The sequence below is a fragment of the Pantoea sp. GL120224-02 genome (assembly GCF_900215395.1).
GTDB lineage: Bacteria > Pseudomonadota > Gammaproteobacteria > Enterobacterales > Enterobacteriaceae > Pantoea > Pantoea communis.
Genome location: NZ_OBEC01000010.1, coordinates 62,783 through 83,267 on the forward strand (window position 1 = coordinate 62,783; position 20,485 = coordinate 83,267).

At 52.2% G+C, this 20,485-nt stretch carries 22 protein-coding genes; 10 read left to right on the forward strand and 12 right to left on the reverse strand.

The window, feature by feature from the left end; all coding sequences use genetic code 11:
- Nucleotides 1-21 precede the first annotated feature (21 nt).
- Entirely contained in the window at nt 22-861 is an 840-nt protein-coding gene (locus tag CRO33_RS18000) for an oxidoreductase (RefSeq protein WP_097119078.1), read from the reverse strand.
- A gap of 108 nt (nt 862-969) precedes the next feature.
- Here CRO33_RS18000 and CRO33_RS18005 point away from each other — a divergent pair, with 108 nt between their 5' ends.
- Nucleotides 970-1,908, forward strand: a complete 939-nt coding sequence (locus tag CRO33_RS18005; protein WP_255253290.1) for an AraC family transcriptional regulator — start codon at nt 970-972, stop codon at nt 1,906-1,908.
- 3 nt (nt 1,909-1,911) lie between these two features.
- On the opposite strand, the gene CRO33_RS18010 is transcribed toward CRO33_RS18005, so the two are convergent.
- On the reverse strand, nt 1,912-2,493 hold the full coding sequence (locus tag CRO33_RS18010) for an XRE family transcriptional regulator (RefSeq protein WP_058960949.1): 582 nt from the start codon (nt 2,491-2,493) through the stop codon (nt 1,912-1,914).
- Between the two features lie 55 nt (nt 2,494-2,548).
- Between CRO33_RS18010 and CRO33_RS18015 the strand changes: the two genes are divergently transcribed.
- Complete coding sequence (locus tag CRO33_RS18015) at nt 2,549-3,055, forward strand: GNAT family N-acetyltransferase (protein WP_097119080.1); 507 nt, start codon at nt 2,549-2,551, stop codon at nt 3,053-3,055.
- A 102-nt stretch (nt 3,056-3,157) separates the two neighbouring features.
- On the opposite strand, the gene CRO33_RS18020 is transcribed toward CRO33_RS18015, so the two are convergent.
- Nucleotides 3,158-4,081: an AraC family transcriptional regulator gene (locus CRO33_RS18020; RefSeq protein ID WP_255253291.1), complete on the reverse strand. Its 924-nt coding sequence runs from the start codon at nt 4,079-4,081 to the stop codon at nt 3,158-3,160.
- On the opposite strand from CRO33_RS18020, the gene CRO33_RS18025 reads away from it, so the two are divergent.
- From CRO33_RS18025 to CRO33_RS18035, 3 genes are all read left to right on the forward strand, one after another.
- Nucleotides 4,056-5,213 (forward strand): SDR family oxidoreductase, encoded by a 1,158-nt coding sequence (locus CRO33_RS18025; protein WP_255253292.1) that lies wholly within the window; start codon nt 4,056-4,058, stop codon nt 5,211-5,213. The genes CRO33_RS18020 and CRO33_RS18025 overlap by 26 nt on opposite strands.
- Nucleotides 5,214-5,336: 123 nt before the next feature.
- On the forward strand, nt 5,337-6,536 hold the full coding sequence (locus tag CRO33_RS18030; RefSeq protein WP_097119083.1) for an FAD-dependent oxidoreductase: 1,200 nt from the start codon (nt 5,337-5,339) through the stop codon (nt 6,534-6,536).
- Nucleotides 6,537-6,991: 455 nt separating this feature from the next.
- Entirely contained in the window at nt 6,992-8,188 is a 1,197-nt protein-coding gene (locus CRO33_RS18035) for a cupin domain-containing protein (RefSeq protein WP_097119189.1), read from the forward strand.
- Nucleotides 8,189-8,227: 39 nt separating this feature from the next.
- Here the strand turns inward: CRO33_RS18035 and CRO33_RS18040 are convergent, their stop codons facing one another.
- Nucleotides 8,228-8,689 (reverse strand): YlaC family protein, encoded by a 462-nt coding sequence (locus tag CRO33_RS18040; RefSeq protein ID WP_097119084.1) that lies wholly within the window; start codon nt 8,687-8,689, stop codon nt 8,228-8,230.
- A gap of 116 nt (nt 8,690-8,805) precedes the next feature.
- Here CRO33_RS18040 and CRO33_RS18045 point away from each other — a divergent pair, with 116 nt between their 5' ends.
- Nucleotides 8,806-9,348, forward strand: coding sequence for a DUF924 family protein (locus tag CRO33_RS18045; RefSeq protein ID WP_097119085.1), 543 nt, complete (start codon nt 8,806-8,808; stop codon nt 9,346-9,348).
- Nucleotides 9,349-9,573: 225 nt separating this feature from the next.
- On the opposite strand, the gene CRO33_RS18050 is transcribed toward CRO33_RS18045, so the two are convergent.
- The 4 genes from CRO33_RS18050 to CRO33_RS18065 form a co-directional block, all read right to left on the reverse strand.
- Nucleotides 9,574-10,287, reverse strand: coding sequence for an ArsR/SmtB family transcription factor (locus CRO33_RS18050; protein WP_255253293.1), 714 nt, complete (start codon nt 10,285-10,287; stop codon nt 9,574-9,576).
- Nucleotides 10,263-10,658, reverse strand: coding sequence for an amino acid-binding protein (locus CRO33_RS18055; protein ID WP_097119086.1), 396 nt, complete (start codon nt 10,656-10,658; stop codon nt 10,263-10,265). Before CRO33_RS18055 ends, CRO33_RS18050 begins: the two co-directional genes overlap by 25 nt.
- A complete protein-coding gene (locus CRO33_RS18060; RefSeq protein WP_097119087.1) occupies nt 10,651-10,968 on the reverse strand; it encodes an antibiotic biosynthesis monooxygenase family protein in 318 nt (105 codons plus the stop codon). The genes CRO33_RS18055 and CRO33_RS18060 overlap by 8 nt, the downstream gene beginning before the upstream one ends.
- 107 nt (nt 10,969-11,075) lie before the next feature.
- Complete coding sequence (locus tag CRO33_RS18065) at nt 11,076-11,717, reverse strand: HD domain-containing protein (protein ID WP_097119088.1); 642 nt, start codon at nt 11,715-11,717, stop codon at nt 11,076-11,078.
- Nucleotides 11,718-11,872: 155 nt separating this feature from the next.
- Here CRO33_RS18065 and CRO33_RS18070 point away from each other — a divergent pair, with 155 nt between their 5' ends.
- On the forward strand, nt 11,873-12,784 hold the full coding sequence (locus CRO33_RS18070) for a GlxA family transcriptional regulator (RefSeq protein ID WP_369682981.1): 912 nt from the start codon (nt 11,873-11,875) through the stop codon (nt 12,782-12,784).
- 178 nt (nt 12,785-12,962) lie between these two features.
- Here CRO33_RS18070 and CRO33_RS18075 read toward each other — a convergent pair whose 3' ends face one another.
- Nucleotides 12,963-14,423 carry a UbiD family decarboxylase gene (locus tag CRO33_RS18075; protein ID WP_097119089.1) on the reverse strand — a complete coding sequence of 487 codons (1,461 nt, stop codon included), beginning with the start codon at nt 14,421-14,423 and terminating at the stop codon, nt 12,963-12,965.
- A 10-nt stretch (nt 14,424-14,433) separates the two neighbouring features.
- Nucleotides 14,434-15,006, reverse strand: a complete 573-nt coding sequence (locus tag CRO33_RS18080; RefSeq protein ID WP_097119090.1) for a non-oxidative hydroxyarylic acid decarboxylases subunit B — start codon at nt 15,004-15,006, stop codon at nt 14,434-14,436.
- 86 nt (nt 15,007-15,092) lie between these two features.
- Here CRO33_RS18080 and CRO33_RS18085 point away from each other — a divergent pair, with 86 nt between their 5' ends.
- On the forward strand, nt 15,093-15,557 hold the full coding sequence (locus tag CRO33_RS18085) for a MarR family winged helix-turn-helix transcriptional regulator (RefSeq protein ID WP_097119091.1): 465 nt from the start codon (nt 15,093-15,095) through the stop codon (nt 15,555-15,557).
- Nucleotide 15,558: 1 nt separating this feature from the next.
- Nucleotides 15,559-16,587 (forward strand): GlxA family transcriptional regulator, encoded by a 1,029-nt coding sequence (locus CRO33_RS18090; protein WP_097119092.1) that lies wholly within the window; start codon nt 15,559-15,561, stop codon nt 16,585-16,587.
- Nucleotides 16,588-16,610: 23 nt separating this feature from the next.
- Here CRO33_RS18090 and CRO33_RS18095 read toward each other — a convergent pair whose 3' ends face one another.
- The gene (locus tag CRO33_RS18095; RefSeq protein WP_097119093.1) at nt 16,611-17,987 is read right to left on the reverse strand and encodes an MFS transporter; all 1,377 of its coding nucleotides are present in this window, start codon (nt 17,985-17,987) and stop codon (nt 16,611-16,613) included.
- Between the two features lie 294 nt (nt 17,988-18,281).
- Nucleotides 18,282-19,196, reverse strand: a complete 915-nt coding sequence (gene yddG, locus CRO33_RS18100) for an aromatic amino acid DMT transporter YddG (protein WP_097119094.1) — start codon at nt 19,194-19,196, stop codon at nt 18,282-18,284.
- 383 nt (nt 19,197-19,579) lie between these two features.
- Here yddG and CRO33_RS18105 point away from each other — a divergent pair, with 383 nt between their 5' ends.
- On the forward strand, nt 19,580-20,479 hold the full coding sequence (locus CRO33_RS18105) for a dihydrodipicolinate synthase family protein (protein WP_097119095.1): 900 nt from the start codon (nt 19,580-19,582) through the stop codon (nt 20,477-20,479).
- The last annotated feature ends 6 nt before the right edge of the window (nt 20,480-20,485 follow it).

Consider the following 20,485-nt stretch of genomic DNA (forward strand, 5'->3'; position numbering starts at 1 on the left):
ACTATTACATTCCTGTAAAGGTCAGTAATCACCATCTGTTGAACGTGTCAGCGTTTTCCACGCCTCGATCTCTGCATTCAACGCCACAAGTTTATCTTTCACCAGCTTTAATGCATCGCTGCCGAGCAGCAAATGTGCAGGCGGGTTATCGCTCTCAATGATAGCCAGCATCGCGCGCGCTGCTTTCTCTGGATCCCCAAGCTGTTTGCCGCTTTTCGCTTCTCTTGCCTGGCGGATAGGATCAAAGAGAGCGTTATAATCACTGATGCTGCGCGCGCTTCGCACCATTGAGCGGCCTGCCCAGTCAGTACGGAATGAACCGGGGGCAACGGCCGTTACATGAATATTAAATGCGGCGAGTTCTTTGCTAAGAGTTTCTGAGATTCCTTCCAGCGCAAACTTACTCCCACAGTAATAACTAATGCCCGGCATGGTGATAAATCCGCCCATCGACGTGATGTTAAGGATATGCCCGCGACGCCGTTGGCGCATGAAGGGCAATACGGCTTTGATCATCGCCACGGCACCAAATACATTAACTTCAAATTGGTGGCGCATCTCCTCCAGCGAGGACTCCTCCATAATCCCTTCGTGTCCATAACCCGCGTTATTGACCAAAACATCAATTGGACCCTGATCAGCTTCAATGTCGGCTATAAGGTCATCAATAACAGCGAAATGAGTGACATCGAGTTCAAACGCCAGCGCATTTTGCGGATGGAGTTGTTCAAATGCCAATTTAGCTTCTACATTTCGCACCGTCCCGATCACGCGATAACCTTTGGCTAAGGCCTCCAGCGCCAGCGCACGACCGAAACCGCTGCTTACACCAGTAATCAAAAGTGTTTTAGAGGTAGACATCGTTTTTCTCCCTACATGAATGATGCATGCATAATATTCTCTGGAGGTCAGCGCTATAAGGCCGTATCTTCTGCTTTTATTGCCTAATCTTATGAGTGAGGAGGAGTGGTGGTAGATTCAGAGGTACAACAACGTACGGTGGAATTGCTTAAATCGCTCGCGCCGCATGAGGGCTACAACCTGACGGCACTTTCTGATGTGCGTATTTTGCGTTCAGATCGCCCACTAGCACGCACACCAGTGCTTTACGATCCCGGTATTGTGATTGTCTGCCAGGGCACTAAGCGTGGTTTCTTTGGCGATCAAATCTACCTCTACGATGAGCAACATTATCTGGCGGTTTCTGTGCCGGTTCCCTTTACCATGGAAACCGCAGCGAGCGCAGAACACCCGTTGCTGGCGATCTACATGCATCTTGATTTCAGTCTGGCGACAGCATTGTTGCTGGAACTAGAGCAACAGCAAGTGCCTTTCACGGCGAAAGCGGCGCAGAGCATGATGTCGAGTCCCATGGATCAGCCGCTACGTGATTCAGTGCTACGTTTCCTGACGGCTCTGAGTCATCCTTTGGATGCACAGATCCTCGGCCCCGCACTGGTGCGTGAACTCTATTATCGTGTGTTGACGGGTGCACAAGGTCAGGCACTGCGTGCCGCGCTAACGTTGCAGGGGCAATTCGGCAAGGTGGGTAAAGCGCTGCGTCATATTCATGCCTGCTATGCCCAGACGCTCAATCTGGCGCAGTTGGCGGGTGAAGCAGGCATGAGCGTGCCGACCTTCAGCGCGCATTTTAAAACCATCACCCAGCAGTCACCGATGCAATACGTGAAATCGGTACGCTTACATCAGGCGCGAATGCTGATGGTGCGTCAGGAGATGACGGCGGCCTCGGCGAGCCTTGCGGTGGGTTATGAAAGCGCATCCCAATTTAACCGGGAATTCAAACGTCTGTTCGGGCTGCCACCGGCGGAGGAGATCAAGCGCATGCAGCGCAATTTCGCGGTGCCGCCTGCACAGCAGGCTTCTGCATATGTCTCTTCGCATTAGGGCTCACACAGTGGTTTTAAGCACCATTACCGCATAACAACAAATGTCATCAGTCGCATTGGTAAACACGCAATCCGTTGGATCGCCCAATTCCAGGCAATCACCGACGTTCATTTCAAACAGATTGTCGCCCTCCTGAAAGCGCAAAGTGCCTTCCAGCACCCAGATCAACTGACGACGTGAAAGGTAGGAAATCGCTGGCATTGGCACGTCAGTGTGCGGAGGGAGCTCTACACTCACGACATCCAACGGGATATCGCCAGGTGAAATATGGCGGCGAATGTAGCCCGTTTCCGGATCCTGCCACACGGGTTGTTGTGCATGGCGCAGCAACGTCCCGGGTTGAACTTCCGTGAGGGCGATGAGCTGCGACATGCTCATAGCAAACGAGCCGGCGAGGCGAGCGAGAGACGTCGCAGTTGGGCTGCTCTCACCCCGTTCTATTTTATGGATCATCGCCCGTGAAACACCGGACTGTTCTGCCAGGTCGGTTAAAGACCAGCCGCGCTTCTCACGTTCGATTTTAATGTTCTGACCAATGCGCGCATTGATGTCATCTTCTTTACTGGACAATTCATCTAACATAATGGATAACTACAATAGTAAACGAAACATCCACTATAGTGACGAGGCGGAAATCATGCAAATACGAGCAGCAGAAGAGGGCGATGCCGGGGCGATCGCGGACATCTACAACGACGCAGTACTCAACACCACCGCGATTTGGAATGAGAATACCGTGGATATTGCTAACCGCATCCAGTGGATGGCTGCACGCCAGGCCGCAGGGTTTCCGGTATTGGTGGCGATTCAGGAGCAAGCCGTCATTGGCTACGCCTCCTATGGCGACTGGCGTCCCTGGGACGGCTACCGACATACCGTTGAACATTCAGTCTATGTCCATAAAAACGGGCGCGGCCAAGGTGTGGGCGGCATGCTGATGACCGCCTTGATTGAGCGGGCGCGCGAGCAGGGCAAACATATGATGATTGCCGGGATTGAGTCAGAGAACAGCGCTTCAATCGCGCTGCACAAGAAGCTGGGCTTCAATGATGGGGGGAGATTAAATCAGGTAGGCTGCAAATTTCGCCGATGGCTCGATCTGACCTTTTTGCAGCTTCAGCTTGATGCAAGGCCGCAGCCTTAACTTAGTGTTTCTGCAAAACGTATTCACTGGGTAAGCTGTCGATATCCTGCATGATCCGCGATACATGCTTGCGCATGCGATTACGTGCTAAGGCGGCGCCTTTTATCCCATCGAACGTTCAGCCAGTCGCCACGCTTTTGGCGACATTCCCGTCTCGCGTTTAAACGCATGGCTGAAGGCGCTTTCTGAAGTGTAACCCAGCGACTGCGCCACCACGGCCACCTGATCGGACTCCTCACGTAAGGCGCGTTCGGCTAATCGCATGCGCCATTGTGTCAGATAGGCAACCGGTGTCACACCCGCCACAGTTCGAAACTGCTGAGCAAAGGTGGTGCGTGACATGGCGCAGGCTTTTGCCAACTCTTCCAGATGCCAATTTCTTGCCGGATCGCCATGCATCAGTTGCAGCGCAGGCGCAAGACGTGCATCGCCAAGGGCTCGCAGCCAACTGGCGGGGAGTGCATCACAGGTTTGCAGATGAGCACGCAAAATCTGAATAAACAGAAGTTGCGCCAACTGTGAGGAGGCCAGTTGCGAACCCGGCTGTGTGGTACGACGCTCTTGTACTAACTGGTCCAGTAACCAACGGAACGAGGCCGCTTGCGGAGAGGCGGCAGGGACATGAATCCATGGCGGCAAAACGTGCGTCAATAAACGGCCACTGGTGGGATTCAGCAGGACATGCCCACCGATATGCGCAAAATCATCCCCTTCACCAATGGGTGCATGAGGTTTTCCGGCACCGAAAAACACACTCATGGCATCAACCGGCTCTACGCCGGGCTCGCTGGACAGCACAAAGGCGCGTTTTGCACTCAGTAAACCAACATCGCCGGTTGAGAACAGAATTGGCCTGGCGCCGTCGTCAAACTGAACCCAGCATTGTCCTTTCAGGACGGCGAAAAACTTAATCTTCTCGGGCGCAGGGAAACGTAACGCCCAGCGCCCGCCCGCGCTAAAGCCTCCCGTCACCAGGGATTCCGCGTGGACGAATTTCAGGATGTCGGAAAAAGGGTCGTTTTGCATTTCCGTACTATCACGCAACTTACACGCACTATCAAGCATTCAAAATCCGGTCATGGCTGTTTACTCTGCTCAGTATCACAACAGCGAGGCATTTTTCATGACTAAAGAAACCGTTTTGGTGACGGGTGGTACCGGTTTTATCGCGCAACATTCCATTATTTCCCTGCTTAAACAGGGATACAGAGTGCGCACGACGGTGCGTTCAGCCCAGCGGGAGAACGAAGTGCGACAACATCTCCAGCAAGGAGGTGTAGAGCCAGGCGAAAACCTGACATTTGTCGTGGCTGATTTAATGGCCGATCAGGGTTGGGATGCGGCCACTCAAGGCTGTACTTATGTGCTGCACGGCGCATCACCTACACCATCCGGTGAGCAGGTCACCGAGGCCGATTGGATCAACCCCGCGATTGAGGGAAATTTGCGCGTTCTGCGGGCCGCGAGGGATGCAGGCGTGAAACGCGTGGTGTTAACGTCGGCATTTGGTGCGGTCGGAGTCGGTCACGCGGCGGACTACCCGCGCCCATTTAAGGAGACGGACTGGACGAACCTGGACAGCGATTTATGGCCGTATCAACGTTCCAAAACCTTATCGGAACGGGCAGCCTGGGCCTTTATTGAGAAGGAGGGGCGGGGTTTAGAGCTGTCAGCTATCAATCCCGTGGCTGTACTCGGACCTGTGCTGGGCGCAGACTACTCACACTCAACCCGGATTATCAAAGAGATGTTAGAAGGGCAGCCGGGTTGCCCTGATATCAACAGCTGTTTTGTGGATGTGCGGGATGTCGCCGATTTACACGTCATCGCTATGAAGCACCCAGCAGCCAGGGGGGAGCGATTCCTTGCCAGTTCGGGCCATAGTTTGCGTCTGGTGGAGGTAGCCCATACCTTGAAAACGTCACTGGGTGACGCCGCCCGCTGCGTATCAACGATCGAACTCACGGATGAGAGTGTGCGGGCTGCTGCAGATAAGAATCCAGTGATGATAGGGATGGTGAAATTGTTGGGGGTAGATATGAACGTCACGGCAGAGAAAGCGATGTCTGTGTTGGGCTGGCAGCCGCGCACACCCCAACAGGCAATTATCGCGACGGCCCAGAGCTTGATTGAGCTGGGTTTGGTCTCACACAACTAGCGTCTGCGGGCAGCATGCAGTTATGTACTGACAGATACTGTGGCATTTATTCCCACCTAAACCTCAACACGATGCTATATAAATGATAACGATTATCATCAATTGCTTTATGCTGAGGTCAGGATGCAACCAACAGAACTCACCGCCGACTGTTGTATTGTCGGCGGCGGACCAGCAGGATTAATGCTGGGTTATTTACTGGCGAGATCAGGATTAAGCGTCGTGGTGATTGAAAAACATCCCGACTTCCTGCGCGATTTTCGTGGCGATACCATCCATCCCTCGACGCTGGAGATCATGCGCCATCTCGGGCTGCTGGATGAGCTACTGACCTTACCGCATCAGAGAGCCGAAAAATTACAGGCAGAAGTGGCTGGTCAGGAGATCACGATGGCTGATTTCTCGCGCTTGCCGGTGCAGTGCCGCTTTATTGCCTTTATGCCGCAATGGGATTTCCTCAATTTTCTCGCGAGCAAAGCGGCCGCTTTTCCCGGCTTCACGCTCTTACAATCCACCGCTTTTGATGATTTGATCTATGCAGAGGGTATGGTATCGGGTGTTAAAACGTTACAGGGTAACGATACGCGCATCATTCATACCTCGTTGGTGATAGGCGCGGATGGGCGTAACTCGGAGGTACGTGCCAAAGCCGGATTGCAAAGTAAAAGCTTTGGCTCATCCCGTGATGTGCTGTGGTTCCGGTTGGGCAAACAGGGAAGCGATCCTGAATGGGGTATGGGCCACAAAGGGCCAAAGCAGAATTTCATTGTGATTGATCGCGGTGACTACTGGCAGTGCGGCTACACCATCCAAAAAGGAGAGTTTGACGCATTAAAGCTTGCCGGTCTGGAGACGCTAAAGCAGGCTATGGCTGAAGTGGCGCCCTTCAGCGCTGAGCGCATGGCGGACCTCGACGGTTGGGACAAATTGAAGCTGTTGTCGATTCGCATTGACCGGCTGGATCAGTGGATGAAGCCCGGCGTGCTGTGCATTGGTGATGCAGCCCATGCGATGTCGCCGATTGGTGGCGTTGGCGTCAATCTGGCGATTCAGGATGCGGTGGCAGCGGCCAATTGCCTGACTCTTCCACTGAAAAAAGGCCATGTCACACTACGTGACCTGCAGAAAGTGCAACAGCGCCGACAGTTTCCCACCGTTGCCACGCAATTCCTGCAAATTAAAATGAGCAGTAATAAACGTAAGCGCACTACGCCGAGTAAAGTGCCGCAGATGATCAGCCGTTTTCCGTTCTTGCGCCATCTGTTCGGTCGTTTAATTGGTTTAGGCTTTCGAACTGAAAAACCAGAACATCTCAATGAGTAAGTTTGGCTTTCCAATCCTGAAACTTGCTTCCATTTATCCCGATGCCTCCAGCGGCAACAATAGATTCACAGAGCAGACAACAGTGGGTTGTCTGCTAACCCTCATCAAATTGCAGGTGGGTATAAGCGATCTGCTTGTCATTTGTAACATTTCATTAACTTTATGATGGGGTTTTGATAATTTTTTCTAATGGTTTCTTGGCTGAGTTAACCTCTTCGTGCCTTTTATTCATTTGGATGCGCGCCAGAACCTCAATGTTTAATCAACAATTTGTTTATTTTAACCTGTTGATGAGATTAGTTTCTGTCCTCGATTAAATCCTTGATTTGAAATGACTCGCACGCTGTTACATCGCAATACCACAGTTTCACTATGGTTAATGAGCTCTTTTAAGACCATAAGAAACTGAGGAAACAGCAGGTATGAAATTAGAAAACTTATCTCGTCGAACCTTCATGGCATTTGCAGCGGGTGGCACCGTGGCGCTGGCAGCGGGTAAAGTTCATGCCCACGAGGAAACAGTGGCCACTTACCCAGCAAACGATCTCCGCCATCCCCGCGACCCCGGTCCACACGATCCTATCCGTGAGGGGCTCAATCCCGATATTGTCGATCCACCCGCAACAGACAGCGGTACATTACCGAATCTGCGCTTCTCTTTTAGCGATGCGCATGTACGCAAAGGCAGCGGAGGTTGGACGCGGCAGGTGACACAACGCGAATTAGGGATTTCCACTACCATCGCTGGTGTAGATATGCGGCTTGATAATGGCGGCATTCGTGAACTGCACTGGCATAAAGAGGGCGAGTGGGCGTACATGCTCTATGGCAATGCACGTATCACTGCACTGGACACCCAAGGTGGATGGTTTGTGGATGATGTTGGCGTCGGTGACTTGTGGTATTTCCCGCCCGGTGTGCCGCACTCTATCCAGGGGCTCGGTCCCGACGGCTGCGAGTTTCTACTGGCCTTTGATAACGGTAACTTTGATGAGGACAGCACTTTCCTGCTTAGCGACTGGTTTAAACACATTCCGCCTGAAGTGCTCGCCAAAAATTTTGGCGTATCAGCGGACGTTTTCAACACGCTGCCATCACCGGCCGACGAGTATATTTTTGCCGGGAAAGCGCCGGAGGGCGGGGATTTTGCAGCTGTGAAAGGTGGCGTGAAATCTGTGCTGAATTTCTCGCATAAAATGCTGGCGCAAAAACCGATTACCCTGCCGGGTGGCACTGTACGCATTACCGACACCAGTAATTTCCCCATATCAAAAACCGTCGCCGCTGCATTGGTGGAACTTGAGCCCGGCGCTATGCGGGAATTGCATTGGCATCCAAACAACGATGAGTGGCAATACTATCTGGAAGGTGAAGGGCGCATGGGCGTGTTTGCCTCATCGGGGCAGGCTCGGACCTTCGATTTCCGCGCGGGTGATGTTGGCTATGTTCCTTTCGCCATGGGGCATTACATTGAAAATATCGGTGATAAGCCGCTGCGGTTTTTAGAATTATTTAAAAGCGATTACTACGCGGATATTTCATTGAACCAATGGTTAGCCAGTACGCCAGCAGATTTGGTGCGGCAGCATCTGCATCTGGATGATAAATTTATGCAGGCGCTGCAGTTTGCTAAGCATCCGGTGGTGAAATAGCATGGAAAGCGCGTCGCGGGAGCGGCGCGCAATAAGGGTTTAATGCCTTAAACGATAGATATCAGCAAAGTACAGATAGCCTTTTCTGGCGCGCATCTCGTTTAGCCGTGTTTTTTCACTCTCGGTCAGAATGGCGCTGCCCAGCAGTTCATCGACAAAAGCGTCCCGGACATGGACTTCCATATACCAGTCACCGGTGTAGCAATTCTTCCAGGCACCTTTATCGATATCCTTCGCTTTGTACGACGGATTGACATGGAAGAAGAAGAAGAAATTACACACCGCAAAAATCAGAATGCAAACCACATATTCGATGGTGCCGAAAGAGTCGGAGTACAACAGCAGCGCCATGGTAAGAACAAACAGTATCCACATCAGGCTGAATAAACCGGGATAATTTTTGATAAAGGAGATATCAAAGTAGGGGCGGTCATTACGCTGCTCTTCTACGTTGATTCTATCCAGCTCGGTTTGTAGTCGCTCATCCAGTTGATTAATCATGCATTCACCTCAGTGGTTTCCTTATCCATACTGCGCCCGCGCGAGTCTAACAGATAACCACCACGATTTTAGCCTAACCTTGATGGTGATTAGGGGAATTATCTGTGGGGAAGAGAATGGAGTATGAAACCGTATTGGCATTCTGGTTTAACGCGCACCATGAAAGCTATTGGTTCAAACAGAATGACGGGTTTGATGAAGCGATACGAGATGGTTTTTATGATAACTGGGAAGCGGCTCGTCGCGGTGAGCTATCGGCCTGGCGGAAAGACATTCGGGGACGATTGGCAGAAATCATCGTGTTGGATCAATTCTCCCGCAATCTTCACCGGGACAGTGCTCTCGCCTGGCAGCAGGATGGCATGGCGCTATTGCTCGCGCAGGAAGCGGTGAAAACTCCGGGCTATGCGTCACTGAACCTGGATGAAAAAGGCTTTCTCTTGATGCCCTGGATGCATGCCGAGTCTCGTGTTATCCATCAACAAGCCGAAGTGTTGTTCGATGCGCTGAAAGGATCGTCTTACTATCAGAGTGAGTTAGAGCATCGGCAGATTATTGAAGTGTTTGGTCGCTATCCACATCGTAATCAGCGCCTAAATCGCCCATCAACGCCGGCAGAGCAAGCGTTTCTTAATGAGAGGAAACGCTCATTTTATTGACTCAACATCTGCCTCTGCTATTGGGATGGGGCATACATGGACAAAAAAAAGCCCGCTAAGCGGGCGGGGTAATTAAACCAAGGAAAAATTCTCGTAGGCAACGCATTGCTGTGTGTTGCGTCACTATATTAGCAACGATAAGTGACCAATACATAAAATGATCGATGATTAAATTTTGCTGATTTGATAAAGGTTATATTTGTGACGAGCGTGTTATTTTGATGTTTACAACTGCACGCAAAATAGGCGTTGAAGCGCCTTTTTCCCGGCTGGTGTGACATTTATCTCTCGATAGCCTGCCGTGCGGCTTAGCCACTGTTTATCAATTAGCAGACTAAGAAGCGCGGCTCCCGCTGCGCCACCGAGATGCATGCGGCGTTCACTCCAGTCGAGGCAGGCACAACAAGGTTTACGTTTACTACGAAGATTTCGCTGCATGCCGATGCTCTCTAACTGCCGCCGGCCTAAGGGGGTAAGTGCACTACCGTCGGCAACAACCCACTCGTTTTCTTGCATAAAACTGTATATCTCAACCGCCAGTTCACCTGCCAAATGATCATAACAGGTGCGGGCATGGCGCAGATGGCTGGGTGTAGCGGAAACCAGTGCTCTCTGTGGCTGCATCGATACCCCCATAAGGGTTTCAAGCAGGTGCGCAATATCGCTGCCCGCCAAACGGAAATAGCGATGGCGGCCCTGAGATAAACACGTGACAAGGCGGGCATCCAGTAGTTTGCCCAGATGTCCGCTGGTGGTGGAAGCGGCGATATCGGCGACGCCGCTTAATTCTGTGGCTGTCCAGGCACGGCCATCCATCAGCGCGCACAAAATGCTGACACGCGAAGGGTCTGCCAGAGCGGCAGCCACAGCAGACATCGCCTGCTGCAAGCCTTGTTCCGCCGTCTCATTGGTGATTATGGGGCTGCTACGGCTTGCCATGCGGCGGTTACCTCTGCTGCACGTTCAGGATTATCGGTAATCAGGATCAACTGGTTGTTGTGGTCACTGCATTGAAGCTGAATGTTAACGCCATTGCGTGCTAGCACGTCAGCAATTTCGCCAAGCTGTCCTGGTCGATCCTGTTTCAGCTTGCGGATCAGCGGCTGTTGTACTGAAACCACCTGAAAACCGGCCGCCATTAGCACTTGTCTGGCTTGCTCCCCTTGCACAACTAAAAAATGCGCGTGACTTTGTTCACCCACCGTGAACACGCCGCCTCCTTCAAGTCCTACACCATGCTTGCCAAGGGTCAAACCTAATGCGGCTAACTCGCCTGGGACATTATTGAGCATCACGTGAATATCAAACATGTTGGCTTGCCTCGTGCGCGTATTCCCGCAGTACAGCGGCGATACGGATGTGGTAGAAAGAAAACAAGCTGTTTCGACCTTCCTGTTGAGCCTTTTGGTGCGAGATATTTCTCTTCCATGCCAGCACGGCCTCTTCGTTTTCCCAGTAGGAGAGGGACAGGATCTTTCCAGGATCGTTGAGGCTTGAAAATCGCTCTACTGAAATAAACCCAGACAAACGGGTAAGTTGAGATTTCAGTTGTGCGGCGAGTTCAAGATAGCGGGCTTGGTGCTCAGGTTGGGTGCGTGCTTCAAACAGGACAGCAATCATGGTTCAGCTCCATCAGTCAGTGATGGCAGCAGTGTAGCGAGTGGAGATGAAGATGCTTCGGCGAACAACGAAGTATGGCGCAGCGCGAGTTCGCTGCGCCAGCCCACTCATCCCACCCAGCGAGACTGACGGATGACGCGACAAAAATTCATTGGTGAAAAACCAGGCTGCTTATCGGCAATGACATCGGCTTTAATATTGCCGAAGGTGGTATCAGGCTTGTTTTTAATCCCATCGTAGAAAGCCTGAATAATCTCCTCCTTAAATTGGGCTGGGCGTGAATGCTGTTCTACCACGGCTTCACGCTCCGCATCGCTGAAGTGATCATAGTTGATGCCCAATACATCCATTTCCACGCCAGCGGTGACTAATGCAATTTCCGGGGCCATAAATTGCGGAATGCCCGGGGTGGTATGCAGCGCAATCGCGGTCCAGACTTTATCGATATCGGCCTGCTCTACACCATACTGTTGCAAGAAATCGCGCGCCGCATTGGCGCCATCCACCTCAAAGCGTTTGTCGCAGCTGCAGTGTTCGTGCGTCAGGCCAACATCATGGAACATACAGCCGACATAAAGCAGCTCAGCATCCACCTTAAGATCTAAGCGGCGTCCTGCGAGTGCGCCCCAGTAATAGACGCGGCTGGAGTGGTGAAACAGCAAATCGGATTCGGTATCACGGACGAACGTCGTCGCGTCACGGGTCATTGCAGTATCGGGAATAGTGATGCCGTTAATGGAAAATTTCATGGGAGGATCTCCGCTCGGTTAAGTTGCAACCAGCTTAATGCCGAGGCAGAATGTCTTAAATAAGCTTTTGGCGACCTTTTGAGACATTAAGACTTTTACAGACGGGAATAGCGCATGAATCACCATCTTGCGATTTTAGCGGTGCCGGGGCGCAATTGCTCGATGTCTCTGGACCGTTGGATGTGTTTGCCGAAGCTAACCGACTGCTCAATCGTGCCGTTTACCAGCTGCAAGTCATGTCACTGGAAGGGGAACATATTCGTTGTTCTTCGGGCGTGCGCCTGATGGCGGATATCACACTGCACGATATCCAGCAAACTGACACGTTTCTGATCGCGGGGGCACCTGAGGCGCGGGATATGCAGCTAACTGCGCAGCAAACCGCTCGTCTGATTGAGCTATGCCATCACAGCCAGCGCTTTGGCTCGATTTGTACCGGTGCGCTGCTGCTGGCACAAACCGGGTTACTGAGTGGTAAAAAAGTGACGACCCATTGGGCCTGCGCTGACGCACTGATGGAACAGGTATCGGATGCGCAGGTAGAGGCCGATGCGCTTTATATCGCAGATGGACGATTGCGTACCGCCGCTGGCGTCACGTCGGGGCTCGATCTTGCCCTGAGGTTGGTGGAAGAAGATTTGGGGCGCGAATTGGCTCAGGATATCGCTGCCAATTTGGTGATGTTCTTTCAACGGCCAGTGAATCAAGGGCATTTTGTTCGCAAACAACCACTTTCGCTGGGTGGGCGCAGTGCGTTTCAGGAGATGCAGAGATGGGCTTTGGCCAATCTGGCACAGGTGAGTTCACTCGATGATCTTGCCGCACATATGCAAATTAGCACACGGCATTTAGCGAGGCTTTTCCGTCAGCATATGGATGTACAGGCGGGCAATTGGCTGGAGAATGCGCGAATTGATCAAGCGCGTAAGTTGCTGGAAGCAGGATCAATGCCGCTGAAAGCCATTCCGGCCGCCTGTGGTTACCGCAGTAACGATGTTCTACGACGGGCTTTTGTTAAGGTGACGGGCATGACGCCATCGATGTATCGCAAGATGTTTATGCGCTAGCGGCGCGGCTCTTAGCGCATGCATGAGACGTCAATACTGGCAATATATTGCGTCGCTACGTTTCATGAGTAGAAGAGGCGTTGAGCACCTTAGCGGCGTGATTTTCACGCGTATTCAAAGCCAGGGTGGCACTGGAAGATGCGCAATAAATGTGGCCGCTACGGTTGGTGTGTATTATTTATTCCGGCCAGTTATCCAGAATGCGCTGACGTACTTCTTCCGGATAGCCTTGCGCGAATGAAGCATGCAAATGGCGCTTAGTCTGTAAGGTGTCAAACACGACTTTGACGCCTTTCCCGGCAACGTATTCTGCCTCGTCGTAGCATTGTGGCAGGCGAATGACACGTTGATCCTCAAACACCGCACGACGGCCTACCGGGTGCACGCGCGTTGACAATGCCCAAACCACTTCACGCAGGTTGGTGGGATCAAAGTCATCATCCACGACATAGACTTTCGGGATAAATACCATCGCATCGGTTTTGAACAGCACTTCACCAATGCGTTGGGTCAACTCTTCACTGCTGATACCCGGCAGCAGTTCGCGCCAGTTTTCTGGCATCACCACCAGCAACCAGTGCACGGTGGAATCTTCCGGAATCCAGGTGGTTTTGATCGGCAATTCCGCTTCACGCAGATAAGTCAGTGCATCCGCCGCTAAGCCCATTGCCCACAAGGTGTGCGATTCATCGGTGGGGCGACCGGTGATCGACATCGGCCAGATCGGATCGTCGCGATGGGTAATGGTTTCCACGTGGAAAGTGGGCTGAGCTGAAGAACCTTCGCCGAGGTAGCCGCCGTACTCGCCGTAGGGGCCTTCCTGACAATCACGCTCAATCGAAACATGACCTTCAATCACAATTTCAGCCGTTGCGGGCACATCAAGATCGAGACTAATGGCTTTCACTACCGGCACTGGCTCTCCCGTCAAAGTGCCGATGTAATCGGCTTCATCCGCGTTGGCTGGGATCGGAATCCCTGACACACATGAGATCGCCGGCGCAGGACCTTGCACGAGTGCATAAGGCATCGGCTCACCGCGTGCTACCCACTGCGTCCAGATCTGACCAATATGCTGACTTGGTACAATCAGACCAACCATGCGCTTGCCATCCACTTTCATCACGCGGGCAATAGACCAGTTGACCCATTTTCCATCCGGGGTTTTCACAATCAGCGTGCCCCAGGTGTTGGCGTAACGACCACCGTCTTTGTCATGAGCGAACGGGATAGGGAAGCGGTCAAGATTTGCCGCATCGCCACGTAAAATATTCTGCTGGCATTCTGGCTGAGCAGACTCAACGCGGACAGGCGGAATACCGGGTTTAAAGCGGGCAGCGGACAGAGCTTCGATAATCTCCGGGCCGCTGGACTCAGGGGCTAAGCCCAGTGACATCGCGACGCGTGCGTAGGGCATATCGCTGCGCGACGATAATGCCGCAGGCGCACCAAACAGACGAAAACCCGGTGCGACACCGGCAACCTTGTGAAACAGCGGCGCAGGTGACTGGATTTCATAGCTGCGGCGCGTGATGGCGCTGGGTTCGAAATCACCATCCACTTCACGCTGCACGTGCATGATGTCGCCCATTTCATCGAGGGCAGTGATAAAGCGGCGTAAGTCGCCGTAATTTTTCATCAGGCTCTCCTTAAGCCAGGGTAGAACGTGGACCCGCCCAGCGATGGGTAATGTCGTTATCAAGGCCGAACTGATCAAGAATGCGAGAAACAGTGTGGTTAATGATGTCGTCAACGGACTGCGGGTTGTTGTAGAAAGCAGGCATTGGCGGGAGCATCAACGCGCCCGCGCGGGTGAGCGCCAGCATGTTTTCCAGGTGAATGGCGTTGAGCGGCGCTTCGCGAGGCACCAGCACCAGCTTGCGTTGCTCCTTGAGCGTCACGTCAGCAGCGCGCGTAATCAGTCCATCGCCATAACCGCTGCGGATACCCGCCAGGGTTTTCATGCTGCACGGCACCACGATCATGCCATCCACACGAAATGATCCGCTGGAGATGGCCGCCGCTTGATCGTGTTCGCTGTAAGTCCTGGTCGCGAGGGCAGCGACCTCCTGTACACTGTAAGATGTTTCCATTTGGATGGTGGCGCGCGCCCATTTGGAGATGACTAAATGGGTTTCGACTTCAAGTTCACGCAACGCAGACAGCACGCGTACGCCGATTGCTGCACCTGTTGCGCCGGTCATACCTACAACAAGCTTCATAAGTGATCCATTTTGCAGTATAGTTTAAGTTCAAACTGTTTGTGTTCGAACTATAAGTTTGACGATTTAAGGAGTCAAGTGCACCGATGTCACAAAATCCTGACTTAATTCTTGCCGCCCCCTTGTGGCCGCACGGCGATTGTTCGTTAATGCACCTTGTACGGCGTGCCGGACAACACTCGACTTTTTGTTGGTCTCAATCTGTGGATACCGGCCTGTCAGCCGTGCAGTACGCGATTCTGGTGGTATTGGCTGAGGAGTCAGCCTGCGATCAGCAAACGCTGGGTCAGCGTGCCGGGTTTGATAAAGCCACCGGCACCTATGTTATTGATCGAATGAATAAAAGCGGTTTGCTGAATGTAGTGACAGATGTGAACAACCGTCGTCGTAAACTGGTGTCGATGACCGCAGAAGGGGAAGTGATGCTGAATCGTATGATTGAGCAGGCAAAAAGCGCGGAGAAGATGATCACCACCGGCCTCGACAGCCAGGATATCGCCGATCTGAAGCGCTTATTAAGCAAACTGGGTGGATTGCAGGAACCTGAATAACATGCCGCAAACAGCTTTCGCCGAGCAACCTGGCGAACCGAAACCGGATCTCACCATCGGCTTTTTGCTGATGAAAAGTTTTACCCTGGCCTCCGTCGCGGGGCTGGTAGAGTCACTGCGTTTTGCGGCAGACGAATCGTTTACCAGTCGCCAGATCTTTTGTCGCTGGGAATGGATGACTTGTGATAACCAGCCAATCACAGCCAGCTGCGGACTACCGGTTTCGCCTACGGCTGACCTCGATTTCAGCAAGAACTGGGATTACTTTGTGGTGGCGGGAGGCTTACTGGAAGAAACACGCCAGTCGCCACCGTGGCTGTTACAGGCACTTCGCGACTTACATGCGCGTAATATTCCCATCATCACGCTATGTAGCGGCGCCTTTGTCGCTGGCAACGCAGGCCTGCTGGATGGACGGCATTGCGCCATTCATTTCACCACGCGTGATGAATTTCGCCTGCGATTTCCGAAAGCGATCCCGGTCATCGACAAGACCTACATCAAGGATGGTGGCATTATTTCCTGCCCCGGCGGCACGGCGATCGATCTCGCTGCCGATCTGATCCGCCAGCATTGTGGGCTGGTGCGTTCACAGAAGGTCTTAAAGTATTTGCTGGTGGAAGAGCCCGCTGCACCGGTCAAAAAGACACAGCAAAAGAACACGCTTAACGAGCCGGATGTGTATGAAAACGAGCTGGTGAATAAGGTCATCGAATTTATGAAACATCACCTCGATTCGCCGGTTCCGCTGGCCGATGTAGCCGAATTCGCAGGCGTCACTTTCCGCCAGCTCAATTTGATTTTCACCAAATGCACCGGCTACTCGGCGGCTGTCTACTGGCGGCGTATGCGGCTGGAGCTGGCGCGCAAGTTGATGGCGGACTCCAGCAACAGCATCAATGCGATTGCCACTGCGACAGGATTTGCCGATGCTTCACATTTGATTGCCTGGTTCCGTAAGCAGTATGGCGAAACGCCCAGCTCGTTTCGTAAACGGCGGCGTGTGGTGGAGAGATTGGTTAAGGAGTAGGGGCCGAAATGGCCCCTTTTTACTTAGTGCGAATGCTTAGAGAGTTTGCCAGAAACGGATGGCGCTGGGCTTTCTCCCTCCAGTGAGGCCGCATCATCCAGATTGCGCGATGCGGTTTCTGGTGCCAGGAACCACGACACGATCAGGCCGATAAACGTAATGCCTGCAGCAATGTACATGGTGGGACCAATGCCGATGGTTTGCAGTGAGATCGGTACCAGATATGTCCCAACCGCCGCGCCAATGCGCGACATTGAGGTGCCAATGCCGACGGCTCCGGCGCGAATTTCAGTCGGGAAGATCTCATTTGGATAGACCAGCTGCAGCACCTGCGCGCCGCCGATAAACAGGGCGTAAGCACCAAACATCAGCAGGATGATCATTGAAGGGCCATCACGCAAGGCACCGAGTAACAGCAGTGCCAGACCTGACCACAAGAAACTGTGCAACAGCAACTTACGGCGTCCCAGTGAGTTCACCAAACGCGTGCCGATCATGCAGCCCACCACGAACAGTAAGGTAATGGCGATGGAACCGTAAGATGCCCAGTCACCACTGAGATGTAGCGCCTGCAAAACTTTGGGTGCAAAGGCGTAAACGGCGAACACCGGAATAACCGAGCAGGTCCAGAAAATGGTCACAAACGCCATGCGTTTGCCATAGCCAGAATGCAGCAAGCTACCGAATGACAGGTGATTGTTTTCAGGTTGTGGGGGCAGGTTCTTTAGACTAAAGCGGTCGCCATAGACGCGGCGGATAACGGCTTCTGCTTCCTGATGTCGTCCTTTGCTAATCAGCCAGCGCGGTGATTCAGGTGTGCCCATTCTTACAATGAAGAGCAGCGCGCCGATGACTGCCGTGCTCGCCAACGTATAACGCCATGCTTCTACACCGCCAAAATTCAGCAAAGCTTCACCCACCAGATACGCGGTGGCCGCCCCGGCAAACCACAGAATGGTGAGCGTGGCGAGGCAGGGGCCGCGCGACTTCTTCGGCATAAACTCAACCAGAAAAGCGGTAGCAACCGGGTATTCAATACCCACGGCGACGCCCGTCATAAAGCGTAAGGCAAAGAGCGTTTCTCCGCTTTGTACCCAAAACTGCGCCAGCGAACAGACAATAAAGAGGGTGGGGCCGACGAAGTAGATCATGCGGCGACCCAGGCGATCGGTCAGTACGCCACCCATGAAGCCACCAAAGAAAATCCCGATCAGGGCAGAAGCCGCAATCAGACCTTCCCATAATGGGCTGAGACCCAAGGCCGGCGACACTTTCGTCATGGCTATACCAATAATACTGAGCACATAGCCATCGACGAAAGAGCCGCCGCCTGAGCGCACCGTTAATAAGCGGTGGAAACGGCTGAAAGGAACATCTTCAATAGACATGTTATTTGACATGTTTTACTCCTGTTTCTTTTCGGCGTGAGGGAACTTCACTACGCCAATGCGACTGAATTAAGCACAATCTGCGATGGGTGCTTAACATCATCAGGACGCCAGATAAATATAAACCTGTAGCGGTGATTAAAATGTTATTCAGAACAGAAATTAAAAAAGAAGTGCATCGATAACGCTAGCGGGATTGTTTCATATATCATTTCCTCCGGTGCAGGATAGTCGGATAAATACAACTGAGAGCTTTATCATTTTGATGTGGCTTTTTTGCGGGAGGCGACAACGCCTCCCGAAGTGTTATTCAGAAATCTTACTGCTGACACTTTTGGTAACCACGGTACGTGTTGACCACCAGCAGACTAACGACCCAAGACTGACCATCGCCGTGCCTTGCCAAAACGACAGGGTAAGGTGCGAACTGAGAATAAAGGCCGCTAAAATCGACGAAATGATCGGGATAAAGTAAGACGCGGCGGCTAATACCGTTACATTGCCATGCAAAATGCCGACGTTCCACGCCGCGTAACCGAATCCCATCGCCATCGCCGCCAGCGCCAGTGAAATCCACGTATTAAAAGAGGGTGCAAATTCGGGTTGCGGCGAAATGAGGTATTTAACCCATAATGTTAATGCTGTTAAAACAAAGAACAGCGTAATACCGTTATTACCGTTGGCAATTCTTTTGGTGACCACGCAATAAATGGCCCAAATGATGGCGCCGGAAAATGCCAGACCATAGCTCAGCGGGTTTTCCATTATATTGTTCGTCATCTCACTGAGCGAAAACCCTTGATCACCACCCAGTACGCGGCATATTCCTGCCACGGCTAAAATCACGCCCGGAATAATCAGCGGGCTGACTTTTTGCCGGTTAACAATCACCGCCAGCACAATCGTCATACTTGGCCATAGATAATTCACCATGCCCACTTCAATCGCTTGCCGTCCGCTATGGGTAAATCCGAGTGAGAGCGAAAGGCAAAGTTCGTAGCAGACAAACAGCACGCTGCCGATAATCACATAACGGCGGGAGAATTTTTTCAGGTTGGGAAATCCGACGCTGAACAGCAGCAATATGGCACTACAGCTGTAGATCAACGCCGCCCCAGCGATCGGACCGAAGCCTTCGCTAACACTTTTGATCAATCCAACAATCGCGCTCCATAACAGGATGGCAATCAAACCTATGAGCGTCGCTTTCTTTTGGGGCATCACCCGCTACCTCTTCTACACAATGTTCACCTGAAATGCCGGTGCAAGCTTACCTGTTAAATTCAGGTTAAAACCAGCATAAAACTATGCCGCCTGACGCACAGTGTAAATACGTCAAAGGGGACGATAGTTGTGGAATGTGATCGTTATCTGAATTCATTTAGAAAATTATTACGTCACTAAAAATAATTTAAATTGTTGATTAATAGTGAATATAAGTTAATTCCTGGTAGGAATGTTCCATCTGATAGTATTTCCTTTGTATTTTTCACGTATACAAAAAACTTATCCCAATTGACCTCTCTTCATGCGATATGCAAATTGTTAACAAACGCAACCATACGGCGTTGCATTTGGTCCTGAATTCACCTGGAGATTTCGTGATGACATTTGAAGGTATCTACACCCCGGCAATTACCCCTTACGCAGCAGATGGCAGCATTGATTTCGCGGCGTTCGCCAACGTCCTCGAATCGCTGATCGAAGCGCGCGTGCACGGCATTATCATCGGTGGATCAACCGGTGAGTATTATGCACAAAGCGCAGAAGAGCGTCTGTCTCTGGTTGAACATGCACGTAAAGTGATTGGCAACCGTCTGCCACTGATTGTGGGTACCGGCGCGATTCGCACTGAAGACGCGGTGGCTTTTGCAACCCACGCTCGTGAGCATAAAGCCGATGCCATTCTGGTGACGTCACCGCCGTATGCGCTGCCAACTGAACTGGAAAACGCCCACCATGCGCTGACCGTCGACAAAGCCGCTCAGTTGCCGATCATGCTGTACAACTATCCGGGCCGTATGGGCATCTCCATGGGAGAAACTTACTTCCGCGAAGTAAGCCGTTCGAAAAATGTGGTGGCGATTAAAGAGAGTTCAGGCGACTTCAACAATCTGCATCTGCTGGCCTGTCAATTCCCGAACATCGCGCTTTCTTGTGGTTGGGATGATCAGGCGCTGGAATTCTTCGCCTGGGGCGCGCGTAGCTGGGTGTGTGCGGGCTCTAACTTCATTCCACGTGAGCACGTCGCGTTGTACAACGCCTGCGTCGTGGAAAAAGATTTCGATAAAGGACGCAAGATCATGGCTGCGATGATGCCACTGATGAACTTCCTTGATGGCGGCAAATTTGTGCAGTCGATTAAATACGGTTCTGAACTGGCAGGCCTGAAAGCAGGCCCGGTGCGCGCACCGCTGCAGGCACTGGAAGAAGAAGAGAAAGCGCAGTTGCAGGCCGTGATCGACGGTGTGAAACGCAATGTGGCAGCCGTTGCAGTGCTTTAAGGAGTG

Bases quoted from the DNA above. Each gene is read 5' to 3' on its own strand.
- CRO33_RS18000 (WP_097119078.1), bottom strand. From the start codon at position 861: ATGTCTACCTCTAAAACACTTTTGATTACTGGTGTAAGCAGCGGTTTC.
- CRO33_RS18010 (WP_058960949.1), bottom strand. From the start codon at position 2,493: ATGTTAGATGAATTGTCCAGTAAAGAAGATGACATCAATGCGCGCATT.
- CRO33_RS18015 (WP_097119080.1), top strand. From the start codon at position 2,549: ATGCAAATACGAGCAGCAGAAGAGGGCGATGCCGGGGCGATCGCGGAC.
- CRO33_RS18025 (WP_255253292.1), top strand. From the start codon at position 4,056: ATGTCGGAAAAAGGGTCGTTTTGCATTTCCGTACTATCACGCAACTTA.
- CRO33_RS18020 (WP_255253291.1), bottom strand. From the start codon at position 4,081: ATGCAAAACGACCCTTTTTCCGACATCCTGAAATTCGTCCACGCGGAA.
- CRO33_RS18030 (WP_097119083.1), top strand. From the start codon at position 5,337: ATGCAACCAACAGAACTCACCGCCGACTGTTGTATTGTCGGCGGCGGA.
- CRO33_RS18035 (WP_097119189.1), top strand. From the start codon at position 6,992: ATGGCATTTGCAGCGGGTGGCACCGTGGCGCTGGCAGCGGGTAAAGTT.
- CRO33_RS18040 (WP_097119084.1), bottom strand. From the start codon at position 8,689: ATGATTAATCAACTGGATGAGCGACTACAAACCGAGCTGGATAGAATC.
- CRO33_RS18045 (WP_097119085.1), top strand. From the start codon at position 8,806: ATGGAGTATGAAACCGTATTGGCATTCTGGTTTAACGCGCACCATGAA.
- CRO33_RS18050 (WP_255253293.1), bottom strand. From the start codon at position 10,287: ATGGCAAGCCGTAGCAGCCCCATAATCACCAATGAGACGGCGGAACAA.
- CRO33_RS18055 (WP_097119086.1), bottom strand. From the start codon at position 10,658: ATGTTTGATATTCACGTGATGCTCAATAATGTCCCAGGCGAGTTAGCC.
- CRO33_RS18060 (WP_097119087.1), bottom strand. From the start codon at position 10,968: ATGATTGCTGTCCTGTTTGAAGCACGCACCCAACCTGAGCACCAAGCC.
- CRO33_RS18065 (WP_097119088.1), bottom strand. From the start codon at position 11,717: ATGAAATTTTCCATTAACGGCATCACTATTCCCGATACTGCAATGACC.
- CRO33_RS18075 (WP_097119089.1), bottom strand. From the start codon at position 14,423: ATGAAAAATTACGGCGACTTACGCCGCTTTATCACTGCCCTCGATGAA.
- CRO33_RS18080 (WP_097119090.1), bottom strand. From the start codon at position 15,006: ATGAAGCTTGTTGTAGGTATGACCGGCGCAACAGGTGCAGCAATCGGC.
- CRO33_RS18085 (WP_097119091.1), top strand. From the start codon at position 15,093: ATGTCACAAAATCCTGACTTAATTCTTGCCGCCCCCTTGTGGCCGCAC.
- CRO33_RS18090 (WP_097119092.1), top strand. From the start codon at position 15,559: ATGCCGCAAACAGCTTTCGCCGAGCAACCTGGCGAACCGAAACCGGAT.
- CRO33_RS18095 (WP_097119093.1), bottom strand. From the start codon at position 17,987: ATGTCAAATAACATGTCTATTGAAGATGTTCCTTTCAGCCGTTTCCAC.
- yddG (WP_097119094.1), bottom strand. From the start codon at position 19,196: ATGCCCCAAAAGAAAGCGACGCTCATAGGTTTGATTGCCATCCTGTTA.
- CRO33_RS18105 (WP_097119095.1), top strand. From the start codon at position 19,580: ATGACATTTGAAGGTATCTACACCCCGGCAATTACCCCTTACGCAGCA.